This window comes from Polynucleobacter cosmopolitanus, assembly GCF_002224225.1.
In the GTDB taxonomy this organism is placed as follows: Bacteria; Pseudomonadota; Gammaproteobacteria; order Burkholderiales; family Burkholderiaceae; genus Polynucleobacter; species Polynucleobacter cosmopolitanus.
Genome location: NZ_NJGG01000003.1, coordinates 84379 through 100950 on the forward strand (window position 1 = coordinate 84379; position 16572 = coordinate 100950).

Annotated in this window: 13 protein-coding genes and 1 pseudogene; 13 read left to right on the forward strand and 1 reads right to left on the reverse strand. The window is 44.9% G+C overall.

Translation table 11 applies throughout. The features are described 5' to 3' along the window. Window positions 1-39: 39 nt before the first annotated feature. From AOC33_RS08255 to ftsB, 11 genes and pseudogenes are all read left to right on the forward strand, one after another. Window positions 40-1311: a lipoprotein-releasing ABC transporter permease subunit gene (locus AOC33_RS08255; RefSeq protein WP_089516541.1), complete on the forward strand. Its 1272-nt coding sequence runs from the start codon at window positions 40-42 to the stop codon at window positions 1309-1311. A 10-nt stretch (window positions 1312-1321) separates the two neighbouring features. Further along, a complete protein-coding gene (gene lolD, locus AOC33_RS08260) occupies window positions 1322-1999 on the forward strand; it encodes a lipoprotein-releasing ABC transporter ATP-binding protein LolD (RefSeq protein WP_245835646.1) in 678 nt (225 codons plus the stop codon). Between the two features lie 7 nt (window positions 2000-2006). Continuing rightward, window positions 2007-2837, forward strand: coding sequence for a TatD family hydrolase (locus AOC33_RS08265; RefSeq protein ID WP_089516688.1), 831 nt, complete (start codon window positions 2007-2009; stop codon window positions 2835-2837). Between the two features lie 86 nt (window positions 2838-2923). After that, window positions 2924-5320 carry a DNA internalization-related competence protein ComEC/Rec2 gene (locus AOC33_RS08270; RefSeq protein ID WP_143744035.1) on the forward strand — a complete coding sequence of 799 codons (2397 nt, stop codon included), beginning with the start codon at window positions 2924-2926 and terminating at the stop codon, window positions 5318-5320. A 69-nt stretch (window positions 5321-5389) separates the two neighbouring features. Continuing rightward, window positions 5390-6817: a circularly permuted type 2 ATP-grasp protein gene (locus AOC33_RS08275; RefSeq protein WP_245835653.1), complete on the forward strand. Its 1428-nt coding sequence runs from the start codon at window positions 5390-5392 to the stop codon at window positions 6815-6817. 20 nt (window positions 6818-6837) lie between these two features. After that, window positions 6838-7797, forward strand: a complete 960-nt coding sequence (locus AOC33_RS08280; protein WP_089516545.1) for an alpha-E domain-containing protein — start codon at window positions 6838-6840, stop codon at window positions 7795-7797. A gap of 52 nt (window positions 7798-7849) precedes the next feature. Next, window positions 7850-8566, forward strand: a pseudogene (locus AOC33_RS08285) (proteasome-type protease); the annotation flags it as partial. Window positions 8567-8663: 97 nt separating this feature from the next. Further along, window positions 8664-10313: a CTP synthase gene (locus AOC33_RS08290; protein WP_089516547.1), complete on the forward strand. Its 1650-nt coding sequence runs from the start codon at window positions 8664-8666 to the stop codon at window positions 10311-10313. Window positions 10314-10346: 33 nt separating this feature from the next. Next, a complete protein-coding gene (gene kdsA, locus AOC33_RS08295; RefSeq protein WP_089516548.1) occupies window positions 10347-11204 on the forward strand; it encodes a 3-deoxy-8-phosphooctulonate synthase in 858 nt (285 codons plus the stop codon). An 18-nt stretch (window positions 11205-11222) separates the two neighbouring features. After that, entirely contained in the window at window positions 11223-12509 is a 1287-nt protein-coding gene (gene eno / locus AOC33_RS08300; RefSeq protein ID WP_089516549.1) for a phosphopyruvate hydratase, read from the forward strand. A 33-nt stretch (window positions 12510-12542) separates the two neighbouring features. Next, entirely contained in the window at window positions 12543-12863 is a 321-nt protein-coding gene (gene ftsB / locus AOC33_RS08305) for a cell division protein FtsB (protein ID WP_089516550.1), read from the forward strand. Between the two features lie 6 nt (window positions 12864-12869). On the opposite strand, the gene hslO is transcribed toward ftsB, so the two are convergent. Beyond that, complete coding sequence (gene hslO, locus AOC33_RS08310; RefSeq protein WP_089516551.1) at window positions 12870-13850, reverse strand: Hsp33 family molecular chaperone HslO; 981 nt, start codon at window positions 13848-13850, stop codon at window positions 12870-12872. Window positions 13851-13886: 36 nt separating this feature from the next. Between hslO and AOC33_RS08315 the strand changes: the two genes are divergently transcribed. Both AOC33_RS08315 and gltX read left to right on the forward strand, forming a co-directional pair. Further along, window positions 13887-15107 (forward strand): YbfB/YjiJ family MFS transporter, encoded by a 1221-nt coding sequence (locus tag AOC33_RS08315; protein ID WP_089516552.1) that lies wholly within the window; start codon window positions 13887-13889, stop codon window positions 15105-15107. 27 nt (window positions 15108-15134) lie between these two features. Next, window positions 15135-16544: a glutamate--tRNA ligase gene (gltX, locus tag AOC33_RS08320; protein ID WP_089516553.1), complete on the forward strand. Its 1410-nt coding sequence runs from the start codon at window positions 15135-15137 to the stop codon at window positions 16542-16544. Window positions 16545-16572: the final 28 nt, after the last annotated feature.

Consider the following 16572-nt stretch of genomic DNA (forward strand, 5'->3'; position numbering starts at 1 on the left):
TTTAGACCTTCTGTCCAAGAGCAAGCTAAACTCTTTCATATGAATATTTGGCCGATTGAACTCGAAATCGCATGGCGCTATACCAACGCCAGGAGAAAAGGCGGGAAAAACAAGGAAACAGGGTCTAAAGACGGGTTTTTGTCATTTATATCATCTGTATCAATGTTGGGGATTGCCTTAGGCGTCGCTGCTCTGATCGTGGTTTTATCAGTCATGAATGGCTTCCAAAAAGAAGTTCGTGATCGGATGCTGTCCGTTTTGTCTCATGTCGAGATCCATGCTCCGACAGGATTGGGAGAGTGGCAGCCTCTATTGGCTAAAGTTCAAGAAAATAAGCGTGTGACAGGTGCAGCACCGATGATCATGTCTCAAGCATTGATCAGCCGAAGTGACGTGATGCGAGGTGTGGCACTTCGGGGTATAGACCCTGAATTAGAAGCCAAAGTGTCTGATATTCCTAAACACTTTATCCAAGGGCAGGTCAGCAGTCTTAAGTCAGGTGAGTTTGGTTTGGCCTTAGGAGCAGAGTTAGCTGGAATCCTAGGCGTGCAATTGGGTGACCGCATCACCATCATGGTTCCTGAAGGCGATATCAATCCTGCAGGCATGACACCACGGATGAGAGCTTTTAAGTTGATTGGCATCATCGATAGCGGCCATTATGAGTTTGATAGCACTTTGGCTGTGGTTCATTGGAAAGATGCGGCGGCATTATTGCGATTGGATGGTCCATCGGGTTTGCGTCTGAAATTAGATGATATGCAGCAGGCCGCAAAAGTGGCAGACCAACTTTCAATGCAACTACCTGGCTTATGGGTCAAAGATTGGACAAGACAAAACAAAAATTGGTTTGCAGCTGTGCAAACTGAAAAACGCATGATGTTCATCATTCTTACCTTGATCATTGCAGTGGCCGCGTTTAACTTGGTCTCTACGCTGGTGATGACTGTCACTGATAAGCGAGGTGACATCGCCATTCTTCGCACCATGGGTGCTAGTGCTGGAATGATTCAAAGAATTTTCTTTGCGCAAGGCTTCATGATTGGTGCCATCGGCACTATGGGTGGAATTATCTTGGGCTTACTCATTTCGTTGAACATTGATGTGATTGTGCCAAGTTTGGAAGCTATTTTTCGTGTTCAATTCTTGCCCCGCGACATTTACTTTATCTCAAGCTTACCCTCCGATGTACGAAGCAGTGACGTGATCACCGTGGGTTTAATGGCATTCATTCTTTCTCTTTTGGCAACGCTTTATCCAAGTTGGAGAGCGGCCAAAATTCAACCGGCTCAGGCCTTGCGTTATGAGTGAGGGATTGAATATGAACATGGCATTGGTAGCGAAAAACATTTCCAAAACTTATGGAGAAGGTGAATTGGCTGTCCAAGTCCTCCATGACATCAGTTTGGAGCTTGCGGTTGGTGAAAAGTTAGCCATTGTTGGAGCCTCGGGTTCAGGTAAGAGTACCTTGTTGCATCTTTTGGGCGGTTTAGATCATGCCAGTCAAGGCGAAGTCATCTTGGTGGGACAGTCCTTGAGTCGTCTTTCTGAGGCTGAGCTAAATAAGTTACGCAATCAACATTTGGGATTCATTTACCAATTCCATCATCTTTTGGCTGAGTTCAGTGCTTTGGATAACGTGGCCATGCCCTTGCGTATCAGAGGTATCGATAACAATGAAGCCAGAGCTGTGGCCAAAGAGATGCTCACAAAAGTAGGTTTGTCTCATCGAATGGATCATCGTCCAGCTGCACTGTCGGGTGGTGAGCGTCAGCGCGTAGCTGTTGCTAGAGCTTTGGTGACCAAGCCAAGCTGTGTTTTGGCAGATGAACCTACGGGAAACTTAGATGCTGAAACAGCTGACACTGTTTTTGATTTGATGTTAGATGTTGCAAAAAGTCAGGGTACTGCATTTGTGATTGTGACCCATGATCCATTGCGTGCAGCAAGATGTGATCGTGTTTTACGTTTAGACCATGGCGTATTGAAAGCTCATTAACGTGGCTTTGTGTTTAGATACCCATTGCCATCTCGATGCCGATGAGTTTGGTCTTGATCGTGCTGCCGTGATTGCGCGTGCTGCTCAGTCAGGTGTCAGTGGCATTCTTTTGCCAGCCGTGCGCACAAAAGATCATTTGTCTGTAAAAAATCTGACTCATCAAGCTGCTCAACTGATGCCGGCGAGTTGTTATACATTAGGCATTCATCCAATCTTCACACCTGAGGCAAAAGAATCAGATTTAGAAGTTTTAAGACACTCAGTGATTGAAGCGTTGGACGATCCTCGGTTTGTTGGAATCGGAGAAATTGGTTTGGATTATTTTTTGCCTGATCTAGACGCCAACCATCAAGCATTCTTTTTTGATAAGCAACTCGATCTTGCTGAAGAATTTAATCTGCCAGTGATTTTGCATGTGCGCCGCTCTCAAGATGCCATTTTAAAAGCTTTGAGACCGAGAAAGATCATCGGTGGTATTGCCCACGCATTCAATGGCAGCTTTCAGCAGGCAGAGCAGTTCATCAAGTTAAATTTTGTGATGGGTTTTGGTGGCGCGATGACTTTCCCCAGAGCTTTACAAATTCGACGCTTGGCCAAGGAGTTACCTTTCGATAGTCTGGTTCTTGAAACGGATGCGCCAGACATTCCTCCTGCTTGGTTAGCCCAACAAGCATCTCATCGCAATGAGCCTGCAGAGTTGCCACAAATTTCAGGGGTTCTTGCAGAGATTCGTTCTTCATCCATCAGTAAAACTCAATCTATCTGTGCCAATAACGCATTGCGCGTGATTCCTCGCTGGGCAACATTGCTTGCTCAGCTACCTCTCTCTAAAGACTAGATAACTTGCGCTTTTTATTAACGGCATTCATTGCCGGGGAATCTCTTTTACTTTTTTTGCCGCAGTTGCCCAAAAGCGATGTGTGGATGAAGCTCAGTCTATTGATGGGAAGTTTGCTACTAACGATTTATCTTCTCAAATTTTTTAAAACTCCAGCCTTGCCAAAGATAAAAATTTCCTTGTGGATGATGGTTCTATTTTTATTGGGTTTTTCTTGGTCTGCTTATCTGACCCATACACGCCTGATCAATGATTTATCTCCAGAGTTAGAGGGTGTCCCATTGCTGGTGACGGGGGTGATTGATGGCTTGCCTCATCAAGGTGATCAATCATTGAGATTTTCATTAAAAGTGGAAGAGGCGATTCATGAAGATGAATCAATCAAGATTGATCTAAAAGAATTCCCCAATCGACTTTCATTGGGGTGGTATCCAGGTTGGCGTGGTGAGGGAGTCTTGCCAGATATTCAGCCTGGACAGCGCTGGCGTTTGCCGGTCGTCCTTAAAAGAGCTCATGGTCTTATGAATCCACATGGATTTGATTTTGAGCGTTGGATGTTTCAACAAAATCTTGGGGCTACTGGTTCAATCAAAGCCAATGCAAAAGGTTTACCAAGATCCTGGAAACCAAGTCTCTTAGATGACTTCCATTTGAGCTTTACAACATTTGTTGAGTTAACTCGTTGGCATTTGCGTGAACGCATAAAGCGATCAGCCCCTGAAGAAGCTCCTTATGTTGGAGTTTTGATTGCATTGGTGATGGGTGAACAAAATGCAATTCCTCAAGATGATTGGCGTGTCTTCAATGCAACTGGCATTGGTCACTTGATTTCTATTTCTGGACTACACGTCACGATGTTGGCTGGTATGGGGGCTGCCTTGGCCAATCGCTTATGGCGCCGTCGTTCACTTCCCATGTTGTGCGCGACTCAAAAGGTATCAGCATTGAGCGGTTTTCTTGTGGCATTGATTTACACCTGGCTGGCAGGTTTTCAGATTCCGGCGCAAAGAACCATGTACATGGTGGGTGTTGTTGCTGTGGCTTTATGGACTGGTCGTATCACGCGAGCATTTGATATTTGGTGGTGGGCTTTATTTGTTGTGCTCTTCTTGGATCCCTGGGCCGCCTATACACCTGGCTTCTGGCTTTCATTTGGTGCAGTAGCAGCCATCTTGTTTGCCATGCCTGGTCAAGATGGTTTTTCTGAATATGGTTACAGCCGATCTCAAAAATGGTGGCAGTCATTCAAGGAAGCCACTCGCGTGCAAGCAGTTGTGACGATTGCTTTATTACCTTTAACTCTTTATTGGTTTTCGCAGTTTTCGGTGGTTTCTCCTTTGGCCAATGCCTTCGCGATTCCATTAGTGAGTTTTATTGTTACCCCGTTTGCCATGTTGGGTGCTGTATTGCCTTCGCCCATCAGTGATGGCTGCTTGTGGATCGCGCATTCATGCATGGAGTTGGTGGCTTGGTTTTTAAAACCAATGTCATCATGGTTTTGGTCTGTTGCTTACTTGCCGCAACCAAACCTTATATTTTTTGTGATTTCCACTGTCGGAATCATTTACGCGATCAGGCCCGGTCCACTAGCTCAAAGTTATAAAAGCAGACTACTGGGAATTTGCTGTTGTTTGCCTTTGCTGTGGCCAAAGATTCCTGATGTGGCTCATGGCGACTTTAAGATAACTGTTTTAGACATTGGGCAAGGCACTGCTGTTTTAGTTGAAACACACAGCAAACGTTTGCTATATGACACGGGTCCAAAAACATTCCCTCAATCAGATGCTGGCGAAAGAAACGTTCTGCCATTTTTAAGAGGTGAGGGCATTTCATTCATTGATCGCCTGGTCATCAGTCACAAAGATACGGATCATGTCGGCGGAGCTTTGAGCTTGATGAAAGGTGTCAGCTTTGGGGATTTATTGGGTACTTTGCCTGAATGGCATTTTTTGGTTGATAAAGCCAAAGAATCTAAATTGCCAGCCTTGCCATGCCAAGCGGGTCAAAGTTGGCGTTGGGATGGAGTCTTATTCAAGGTTTGGCATCCTGGCCCCGAAATGACCTTTGCCAGCGTGCACCACTCTGGGAAGCCCAATGCACTAAGTTGTGTCATAGAAGTGACAAATGGGCATTACTCATTTTGGCTAACGGGTGATGTTGAGCGTGGGGGTGAGGCAATCATTGCTAATGAATATAAGCCTTCTGGTGAACTGGCATCTATTTTGCTTATACCGCACCATGGTAGTGCTACTTCTTCATCTCCGATCTTTCTTGATGCAATCAAGCCTCAATGGGCGGTTGCACAAGCGGGCTATCGGAATCGATACCGTCATCCCAACAAGAAAGTGGTGGAGAGATACGTTGAGCGTGAAATTCCGATTCTTGAAACTGTTCACACAGGAGCTCAAATCTGGGAATTTAAGGGGGGACACTGGTCTAGAAAAGATTGGCGTGAAGTGCAACGTAGATCATGGCATCAATAGTGATTCATTGAGAAGTTGGAGTAAAGCACCATGATGATAGAAAAAGAATATAAATTACCTTTTGATGAAATGTCGTTGGATGGTGTTCAAAGAAATTTTAAGGATGCTCAATTCTCTAGGACTCATTACCAGCAATTTTCACAGTGGTTGAGTGGGCAGGGCGATCAATATCTGCAAGCCAGACGTGAAGAAGCAGATTTGATGTTTCGCCGAGTTGGCATCACTTTTGCAGTCTATGGCGAAAGTGCTGGTACTGAAAGAACCATCCCTTTTGACATTGTTCCCAGAATCTTCCCGGCTTCAGAGTGGAGTCGCATGGAAGCTGGTTTACGTCAACGTGTGACTGCCCTGAATATGTTTTTGCATGATGTTTACCATGAGCAACATATTTTAAAAGCAGGGGTGATACCCAAAGAGCAGGTATTGAATAATGTTCAATTCAGACCAGAGATGTTGGGTGTGAATGTTCCAATGAACATTTACGCGCATATTGCGGGTATTGATATTGTGAGAGCCACGCATGGAGCAAACGTTGGCGAGTTTTTTGTTTTAGAAGATAACTTGCGCGTTCCTTCCGGTGTTTCTTATATGTTAGAAAACCGCAAGATGATGATGCGTTTATTTCCTGAGTTATTTGCCAAGCATCGAGTAGCACCAGTCGCTCACTATCCAGATTTACTGCTAGATACCTTGCGTCAGGCAGCTCCAGATCAAAACATCAACCCAACCGTGGTAGTGCTGACTCCAGGCATGTACAACTCAGCATATTTTGAGCATGCATTTTTGGCTCAGCAAATGGGCGTTGAATTGGTTGAAGGTAAAGATCTTTTTGTGCAAAAAGAAATCCTCTACATGAGAACCACCCAAGGGCCTAAAAAAATAGATGTGATCTATCGTCGGGTCGATGACGACTTTTTGGATCCTGAAATCTTCAGAGCCGATTCTTCTTTGGGTGTCTATGGTCTATTGAGAGCCTATAAGGCGGGCAACGTTGCTATTTGTAATGCGATTGGCACGGGGGTTGCTGACGATAAATCTATCTACCCTTATGTGCCCGACATGATTCGCTTTTACTTGGACGAAGAACCGTTGCTTTCAAATGTCCCAACTTACATGTGTCGTAAGCCATCTGAGCTGAGCCATGTTCTGGAGAACATGGCCGATCTGGTTGTGAAGGAGGTTCATGGGGCAGGTGGTTATGGGATGTTGGTTGGGCCTGCTTCAACAAAAGCTGAAATTGCTGACTTTAAAGAAAAAGTGAAGGCCAACCCTGAAGGCTATATCGCACAGCCAACCTTGGCGCTGTCGACATGTCCCACTTATGTTGACTCAGGCATAGCACCTCGCCATATTGATTTAAGACCTTTTGTGCTCTCTGGAAAAGAGGTGCGCATGGCTCCAGGTGGGTTGACCAGGGTGGCTCTTAAAGAAGGTTCATTGGTCGTGAACTCATCGCAAGGTGGCGGCACCAAAGATACCTGGGTCTTGGAACATTAAAAATACAAAGGAGATACGCCATGTTATCTAGAACAGCCGATCATCTTTATTGGATGTCACGTTACACAGAAAGAGCGGAAAACACTGCTCGGATGTTGGACGTCAACTACCAGATGTCTCTATTGCCTCAATCAGCCGAGGTTGCAGAGCAAGCCTGGAGATCTTTGTTAGAGATTTCAGAATTGACCGCATCCTTTGATGCCAATTATGTATTGATGTCACCCAGTGATGTGATTCGCTTCATGGTGAGTGATATGAATAATCCATCCTCCATCATGCGTTGCTTGCAAGCTGCCCGTGAAAATGCAAGAGTGGTCAGAGGGTCAATGACCACTGAATTATGGGAAACAATCAACACCACCTGGTTGGATGCGCAAAAGATGATGCGCGAAGGTATTTTAGATAAAGCCCCGTCAGAGTTCTTTGAGTGGGTGAAGTTTCGCTCTCATCAAACCAGGGGAGTGCAGCACGGCACGATGATTCGTGATGAGGTATTTCACTTCATTCGTTTGGGCACATTCCTTGAGAGAGCAGACAACACCGCTCGTTTACTTGATGTGAAATCTCTGACTGCTGAAAACATGCGCGATCAGGGTCATGACTCTGTCGATGACTTCTACTATTGGGCTGCGATATTGAGATCAGTCTCGGCATTTGAAATTTATCGAAAAGTTTATAGAGATGTCATCACGCCTGATCGTGTTGCTGAGTTATTGGTGCTGCGCTCTGATATGCCAAGATCTTTATCAGCCTGCATGGGTGAAGTCGTTGATTTATTGACCAAGCTCAAGAATTCACAATCGAGCAAGACAATTACTCAAGCCAGAAACTTGATGGCGGAGTTAAGAGACTCTCGGATTGATGAAATTTTGGACCAAGGCTTGCATTCATTTTTGACGAACTTCCTAGAGCGTGTCAATGCTGTTGGAAGTGGCATCAGTCGAGACTTTTTATTGCCAATGGAAGAGTTGGCAGCTTAATGATTGTGCAATTCTGCTCTTTGATTTAATAAATTAATAACAAAAAGGTTTTATGACGTATTGCATTGCGATTAGATTGGATGAAGGTCTTGTTTTTTTATCTGACAGCAGGACAAACGCCGGTGTTGATGCGGTTTCTAGTTTTAGAAAAATGGCCATCTTTAAAAAAGATGGCGATCGCGTGATGGTCTTGATGTCTGCGGGCAATTTGGCCATTACTCAAGCAGTCAGACATTATCTGAATCACCCCGAAGATGATGGTCCCAGCATTTGGAATGCCTCGACGATGTTTGAAGCAGCGCAGGTCTTGGGTGACATTGTTCGCAAAGTGCGGGACAGGGATGCTGAAGAGTTGCAAAAATCAGGCATTGAATTCAATATCCATTTGATTTTTGGGGGCCAAATCAAGGGGCAGCCACATTCAATTTATCAGGTTTATGCCGCGGGAAACTTTATCGAAGCAACGGTTGAGACACCATATTTCCAAATTGGCGAAGCGAAGTACGGCAAACCAATCTTGGACCGTGTGATCACTCAAGAAACACCTTTGAAGGAGGCTGCAAAGTGCGCATTGATTTCTATGGACTCAACCATCAAGTCCAATATATCAGTTGGATTGCCTTTGGATTTGTTGGTTTATCCAAAAGATGACTTAAAGACCAATCACCTGTTGATCATTGATGAAAAAAATGAGTATTTCAAAATGATCCACGAAACTTGGGGAAAAAGACTTCGTCAAATCTTCTCAGAAATTGAAGATCCAGTCTGGTAAAGGCTTTTTGGCATAAAAATAACCTTCAGGATGAAATTTTGAGCATTCTTGCTGGGTATCGCTATAATTGCGTATTACCCACTAAGCATATTCGATGACTAAATTCATCTTTGTTACTGGTGGTGTGGTTTCTTCCCTCGGGAAGGGTATCGCAGCCGCCTCGTTAGCCGCCATTCTTGAATCGCGCGGCCTAAAAGTCACCCTCTTAAAATTAGACCCCTATATCAACGTCGACCCCGGTACGATGAGCCCTTTCCAACACGGAGAGGTGTTCGTGACGGAAGATGGCGCTGAGACAGACCTTGATTTGGGCCACTATGAGAGATTTGTCTCTGCCAAGATGCGTAAGAGCAATAACTTTACAACGGGTCAAATTTACGAATCTGTGATCCGTAAAGAGCGCCGCGGTGAATATTTAGGTAAGACTGTTCAGGTGATTCCGCATATCACCAATGAAATTCAAAGTTTTGTTGAGCGTGGCGCTAAAGCCAGCCATGATGGTCATGCAGATGTGGCCATTTGTGAAATTGGCGGCACGGTTGGTGACATTGAATCTTTACCGTTTTTAGAGGCTGCTCGCCAAATGAGCTTGAGATTACCTCAGGGTGATACCGCCTTTGTGCATTTGACCTTGGTACCTTATATTGCAAGTGCAGGTGAGTTAAAAACCAAGCCAACCCAGCACTCAGTTCAAAAATTAAGAGAAATCGGCATCATGCCAACAGCATTGTTATGCCGTGCTGATCGCCCGATTCCTGAAGATGAGAGAGCCAAGATTTCTTTGTTTGCAAATATGCGCGAACAAGCAGTGATCTCAGTTTGGGATGTTGATACGATTTACAAGATTCCACAAATGTTGCATGAGCAGGGTTTGGATGAGTTGATTTGCCATGAATTACGCATCAATCCTAAGCCAGCCAATTTATCTGTTTGGAATGGTTTGGTCCACAGCCTCGAAAATCCGAAGCATGAAGTAACGATTGGTATGGTTGGCAAGTATGTGGACTTAACAGAGTCTTATAAGTCATTGATTGAAGCCTTGCGTCACGCTGGCATCCACAATGAAACCAAGGTCGGTATTCGTTATATCGACTCTGAGAATTTAGATGGCGGCGATGTTTCAAGTCTTGCTGGTTTAGATGCCATTTTGGTCCCTGGTGGTTTTGGTAAGAGGGGTACTGAAGGAAAGATTGCGGCTATCAAGCATGCTCGTGAGAATAAAATCCCTTACCTTGGTATCTGTTTAGGTATGCAGTTGGCGGTGATTGAGTTTGCACGTCATGTGGCTGGCTTGAAGGGCGCTAATAGTACAGAATTTGAGCCAAATGGTCCTCATCCAGTCGTGGCATTGATCACTGAGTGGATGGATCGTGAAGGTCGTGTTGAAAAGCGTGATGAGGCTTCTGATCTTGGCGGCACGATGCGTTTAGGATCTCAACGTTGTCCAGTTAAGCCAAATACTTTGGCTGAAAAGATTTATGGCGCAGAAGTGAATGAGCGTCATCGCCATCGTTTTGAAGTGAATAATGTGTACGTGCCTAAATTAGAGGCTGCCGGCATGATTATTTCTGCAAGAACTCCTAATGAGTCTTTGCCAGAAATGATGGAATTGCCAAGCAGTATGCACCCATGGTTCTTTGGTGTGCAGTTCCATCCGGAGTTCACGTCGACTCCAAGAGATGGTCACCCATTGTTCTCTGCATTCATTAAAGCAGCCTTAACCCAAAAGGGTATTGCAGTTTGATCTGCACAGTATTAAGGAATTAAGGAGTTAGCCATGAAACTATGCGATTTTGAAATTGGTCTTGATAAGCGTTTCTTTTTAATCGCTGGCACTTGCGTGATTGAATCTGAGCAAATGGCCATGGACACAGCTGGTCAGTTAAAAGAAATCACGAGTGCTTTGGGCATTCCATTCATTTACAAATCATCTTTTGATAAAGCCAATCGCTCTTCAGGAACTTCATTCCGTGGTCTTGGCATGGAAAAAGGCCTTGAGATTCTGGCCAAAGTTAAAAAAGAAATTGGCGTGAACATTTTGACTGATATTCATGAAGTTGATGAGATCAAGCCTGTGGCTGCAGTTGTTGATGTATTACAAACACCAGCGTTTTTGTGTCGTCAGACTGATTTCATTCGTGCTTGCGCTCAAAGCGGCAAACCAGTCAACATCAAGAAAGGCCAATTCTTGGCCCCAGGTGATATGAAGAACGTGATTGATAAAGCCAGAGCTGCTGCTAAAGAAGTTGGTTTATCAGAAGATATGTTCATGGCATGCGAGCGCGGCGCATCTTTTGGTTATAACAATCTGGTGTCTGATATGCGCAGTCTTGCCATCATGCGTGAAACCAATGCGCCGATTGTGTTTGATGCCACGCACTCTGTGCAGCTACCAGGTGGTCAAGGTACCAGCAGTGGTGGTCAACGTGAGATGGTTCCTGTTTTGGCGAGAGCTGCTGTAGCAGTCGGCGTGAGTGGTTTGTTCATGGAAACTCACCCAAATCCTGCGAAAGCCTTATCAGATGGACCGAATGCAGTGCCATTGAACCGCATGAAAGAATTACTCGCCACTTTGGTGGCTTTGGATGACGTTGTTAAAAATGGCAACGTTTACTTAGAAAAAGATTTCAAATAATTTGTTAAGGGAAAAGTCATGAGTGCAATCGTTGACATCATTGGACGTGAAATATTAGATTCAAGAGGTAATCCTACTGTTGAGTGTGATGTATTGCTTGAGTCTGGGGTTATGGGCCGTGCTGCGGTGCCTTCAGGTGCATCAACTGGTTCGCGTGAGGCTGTTGAGTTGCGTGATGATGAGCCAGGCCGCTACCTTGGAAAAGGTGTTCTAAAAGCTGTTGAAAACATCAATACTGAAATCGCTGAAGCAGTGATGGGTCTTGATGCCAGTGAGCAGGCCTTCCTTGATCGCACTTTGATTGATTTGGATGGCACTGATAATAAATCACGTTTAGGTGCTAATGCCACTTTGGCTGTTTCTATGGCTGTTGCCCGTGCAGCTGCTGAAGAAGCAGGTTTGCCTTTGTACAGATATTTTGGTGGTTCAGGCGCTATGCAATTGCCAGTGCCAATGATGAACATTGTGAACGGTGGTTCACACGCCAACAACAGTTTGGATATTCAAGAGTTCATGATCGTGCCAGTGAGCATGACGAGCTTTCGTGAAGCTGTGCGTTGTGGCGCAGAAGTTTTCCATGCTTTAAAGAAAATCATTCATGACCAAGGAATGTCTACATCTGTTGGTGATGAGGGTGGTTTTGCACCTAATTTCAAGAGTAATGAAGAGTGCCTGAACACCATTCTTCAAGCGATTGAAAAAGCGGGTTACAAGCCAGGCGAAGATGTTTTATTGGCCTTGGATTGTGCGGCTAGCGAATTTTATAAAGACGGTAAATATGACTTGTCTGGTGAAGGTCTGCAGTTGACTTCAGTAGAGTTTGCTAACTACCTTGCCAACTTGGTTGATAAATATCCTATCGTTTCGATTGAAGACGGTATGCACGAAGGCGACTGGGAAGGTTGGGCAATCTTGACTGAGAAATTAGGCAAGAAGATCCAATTAGTGGGTGACGATTTATTTGTAACCAACACCAAGATTCTTAAAGAGGGTATTGAGAAGAACATTGCCAACTCAATTTTGATCAAAGTAAACCAAATTGGTACTTTGACAGAAACTTTTGCAGCCATTGAAATGGCTAAGCGCGCTGGTTACACGGCTGTGATCTCTCATCGCTCAGGTGAGACAGAAGACAGCACGATTGCTGATATCGCGGTTGGTACAAATGCAGGTCAAATCAAAACTGGTTCATTGTCACGTTCTGACCGTATTGCCAAGTACAACCAGTTGATTCGTATTGAAGAAGACTTGGGGGATATTGCAACATACCCTGGTAAGTCAACTTTCTATAACTTGCGCAAGTAATTTTAGAAACTCACTTCAGAAAAGAGAGCCCAAATGCGCATCGTTGTTTACGGCATGTTGGCTCTCTTGGTGATTATTCAGTATCCATTGTGGTTGGGTAAAGGTGGTTGGCTAAGAGTCTATGAGCTTGACCGCCAAGTATCTAAACAATTCGAAAAAAATGATGCACTTGCGGCACGTAATGCCAAGCTATCAGGTGAAGTCAAAGATCTCAAAGACGGTACCAAAGCGATTGAAGAGCGTGCTCGCGCAGAGCATGGCATGAGCAAAGAGGGCGAGATCTTTGTGCAGGTGGTGCCTGGTAAAAAACCTGCTAATGACTCTGCTAAGGATGAGGCTGCAAAAGCTAAGTAATTTTTGTTAATGCTTTGAACTTGGGGCTTGTTTAACTGCATCAACAATCGTAGGGCTGGCAAATATCTGTTTGCAATCAACAGCGTCAAAAATATAAATCTGGCCACAGAAATCACAATTGGTTTCAACAGCATCTTTCTCTAACAGAATACTGTTCACTTCTTCTTCACCAAGCATTTTGAGCATATCGGCGACCTTGATGCGAGAGCAGCGGCATCCAAACTTAATTGGTCTTTCATCAAAACTTCTCACTCCATGATGTGCTGATTCATCAAGGTACAGGCGATTCATCAATACCTTGGGTTCAAGATTCAAGAGTTCTTCATTGGTGACCGTGTCTGAGAGCATCTGAAGTCTGGACCAGCCCTCAGCTGCTATCTCGTCATCCATTTTAAGTTGCCCCCCCATATTGGGCAATCTCTGGAGCAATAAGCCCCCACAAGAATCTTCATCGCTGGCTAGCCACAAACGGGTCTCTAACTGCTCAGAATCTCGCATGTATAAAGTGATTGCTTGGGCAATGTTTTTGACAGGTTCTCCATCGTCACTCAAAGCCACGATGCCCTGGTAGGGGTTTTGACCTGGTTTTCGATCGGCTGGGTCTAGGGTGATGACCAATCGACCTTGTCCATCGGGATTAATCAAGTCTGACAAATCGGCATCATCAGGAAGGGTGGATAGATCAATATCGTCATTTAACTTCGCAGTTGCTCGAATCACCAAATGTTCATTGCACTCTAAAACCAATAAACGGACTGCGCCATTCCCCTGGGCCTGAATGATCATGCTGCCATTGAATTTGAGAGTTCCGCACAAAAGAACGCCTGCAGCCACCAGGTCACCTAGAAGCTTTTTGACGGCAGGCGGATAGTCTTTGCGGGCCAAAATGGCTTGCCAAGAATCTCTGATATTGACGATTTCACCACGAACAGGCGCACCATCAAAAACAAAGACTTGGAGAGAATCTGGGGAGTATTTATCTGTCATAACGTATATTGTAGAAACTTTATGAAATGACAGCTTGTGTTTTCAAATAAACATCCATTTTTGACCGCTTTATCGCTTGCTTTGGGCTCAGCCATTGCCTTGGGTTTAGCGCGCTTCTCTTATGGGCTTCTATTGCCTGTGATGAGAGAGGATTTGGACTGGTCTTACCTGGTGGCTGGGACCATGAACACAGCCAATGCTCTGGGTTACTTTATTGGCGCTCTGAGTTCTCCAGCCATGATGAGGCGCATGTCCGTGCATCATTTCTTCATATCCTCTGCAATCATCACTGGTGTCTTTTTATTTCTTTCTGGCTGCACAGATCAAACCAGCTTGCTTTTTATCTATCGCGTGATTGCTGGCATTGCCAGCGCCTGGATCTTTGTCGCAGGTGGTGTGTTGATTTCTCAGCTTGGCATGATTCACGCTCATAAATCAGGTTTGATGTTGGGCATTTTTTACGCAGGGCCTGGTCTTGGCATTGTCTTATCAAGTGTGATCCTCCCATTTTTTAATGATTGGGGCGTAAAAATATCCTGGGATCATTCTTGGCAGTTGTCTTGGTATGCCTTGGGTATCTTGTGTTTGATTTTTACTTTGATATTGGTTAAACCAATCAGCTCGATCCCTGCGATTCCGCCAAAACCCAGCGGAGATTCTGGTACGCCTCTTAAATCATATGTCCCGGCATTGATGGGCTATTTTATGTTTGGTGTGGGCTATATTGGTTACATGACGTTTGTGGTCGCATTGCTCAAGCAATTGGGTTTGAGTAACTCAACGCTCAATATCTTTTATGCCATCTTGGGATTTTCTGTCATGGCATCTTCTCGTTTATGGGCTCAGATGTTAGATCGCTTCAAAGGCGGCCAATCTTTGGCTATCTTGAATACGCTTCTTGGTGTAGCTAGCTTGATTCCTGCCTTGATTGCGATCTATGACATCCCTTTGAGTAATCTGATTTTATTGAGCATCTTTGGATCAGGTGTTTTGTTCGGGGCAGTTTTTCTCTCAGCGGTTGCATCCACCACAGCCTTTGTGAAACACAATATGCCGTCCTCTGATTGGGTTGGAGGTATCACCGCCTTCACCAGCATCTTTGCCGCTGGCCAAATCATTGGCCCAACCATCGCAGGCTGGATTTCTGATGGGCAGGGTGGGTTGGCGCGAGGATTGCTTTTCTCGGGATTGGCTTTGCTTCTTGGAGGCTTGATCGCAACAAGGCAGAAGCCATTGAGCAATTACTCTGAAAAATAAGCTTTTTATCTCGCCAATGAGATAATCATGTTTATGACAGTTAGAACACGATTTGCACCAAGTCCAACGGGCTTTATTCACCTAGGCAACCTTCGAAGCGCTTTGTATCCGTGGGCTTTTGCTCGCAAGATGAAAGGCGACTTCATTTTACGTATTGAAGATACAGATCAAGAGCGCTCGAGCCAAGAGGCTGTTGATGTGATCATCGAGGGCATGAGTTGGTTGGGTCTTGATATTGATGAAGGCCCCATCTATCAAATGCAACGCATGGATCGCTATCGCGAAGTCATTGCACAAATGCTCAAAGATGGTTTGGCTTACCCTTGCTATATGAGTGAGGAAGAACTCAATGCCTTACGTGAGCAGCAAATGGCCAATAAAGAAAAGCCGCGTTACAACGGATTTTGGCGTCCTGATGCTGATAAGCAATTGCCAACACCGCCAGCAGATATCAAGCCAGTGATTCGTTTTAAAAACCCCATCGGTGGCAGCGTTGTATGGGAGGATGCGGTGAAGGGTCGGATTGAAATCAGTAATGATGAGTTAGATGATTTGGTCATTGCTCGTCCTGATGGCACTCCAACCTATAACTTCTGCGTGGTTGTTGATGACTTAGATATGAAAATCACTCACGTGATTCGTGGTGATGATCACGTCAATAACACCCCAAGACAAATTAACATCCTTCAAGCGCTTGGTGGATCTTTACCAATTTATGCTCACTTGCCAACCGTGCTAAACGACCAAGGTGAAAAAATGAGCAAGCGCAATGGCGCTATGAGCGTGCGTGATTATGAGCGTGATGGTTATATGCCTGAAGCTGTCCTTAATTATTTGGCGCGCCTTGGTTGGTCTCATGGTGATGCGGAGGTGTTTACCAAAGAACAGTTCGTTGAATGGTTTGATTTGGACCATTTAGGTAAATCACCAGCCCAACACAATCCTGAAAAATTACTTTGGTTAAATCATCAATACATCCAGCAAGCGGATGCAGCTGATTTAGCCAAGCGAGCATTGCCATTTGTTGAGAAATTAGGCATTAAAACCGACTCAGGTCCTGATTTTGTGGGGGTGGTCAATATCCTCAAAGATCGAGCCAATACGCTGATTGAGTTGGCTGAAGGTGCCAGATTATTCTATATGGATAGGCCTAACCATTCCGCAGCCGATCGACAAGCCAATATCCCTGAATCTGTCCATCCAGTCATCAGTGATCTGATTGCTGAGCTAGAAGCAGGGGATGGCTCAAAAGCAGCCGTTTCTGGAGCATTTAAAGCCGTTTTGGCCAAACATGGCCTAAAAATGCCAGCTTTGGCCATGCCAGTCCGTTACGCCATGTTTGCGACGACTCAAACCCCAGCCATTGATGCAGTTATCTCTTTGATTGGTATAGAAGAAACAAAACATCGCTTGCAAAGCGGGATAAAAATAGGCTAGAATTACGGTCTTGATTGCTTGAGCTTAC

Excerpts from the sequence above, each read along its gene's own strand:
- AOC33_RS08255 (WP_089516541.1), top strand. The coding sequence starts at position 40 with ATGAATATTTGGCCGATTGAACTCGAAATCGCATGGCGCTATACCAAC.
- lolD (WP_245835646.1), top strand. The coding sequence starts at position 1,322 with ATGAACATGGCATTGGTAGCGAAAAACATTTCCAAAACTTATGGAGAA.
- AOC33_RS08270 (WP_143744035.1), top strand. The coding sequence starts at position 2,924 with ATGAAGCTCAGTCTATTGATGGGAAGTTTGCTACTAACGATTTATCTT.
- AOC33_RS08275 (WP_245835653.1), top strand. The coding sequence starts at position 5,390 with ATGTCGTTGGATGGTGTTCAAAGAAATTTTAAGGATGCTCAATTCTCT.
- AOC33_RS08280 (WP_089516545.1), top strand. The coding sequence starts at position 6,838 with ATGTTATCTAGAACAGCCGATCATCTTTATTGGATGTCACGTTACACA.
- AOC33_RS08290 (WP_089516547.1), top strand. The coding sequence starts at position 8,664 with ATGACTAAATTCATCTTTGTTACTGGTGGTGTGGTTTCTTCCCTCGGG.
- kdsA (WP_089516548.1), top strand. The coding sequence starts at position 10,347 with ATGAAACTATGCGATTTTGAAATTGGTCTTGATAAGCGTTTCTTTTTA.
- eno (WP_089516549.1), top strand. The coding sequence starts at position 11,223 with ATGAGTGCAATCGTTGACATCATTGGACGTGAAATATTAGATTCAAGA.
- ftsB (WP_089516550.1), top strand. The coding sequence starts at position 12,543 with ATGCGCATCGTTGTTTACGGCATGTTGGCTCTCTTGGTGATTATTCAG.
- hslO (WP_089516551.1), bottom strand. The coding sequence starts at position 13,850 with ATGACAGATAAATACTCCCCAGATTCTCTCCAAGTCTTTGTTTTTGAT.
- gltX (WP_089516553.1), top strand. The coding sequence starts at position 15,135 with ATGTTTATGACAGTTAGAACACGATTTGCACCAAGTCCAACGGGCTTT.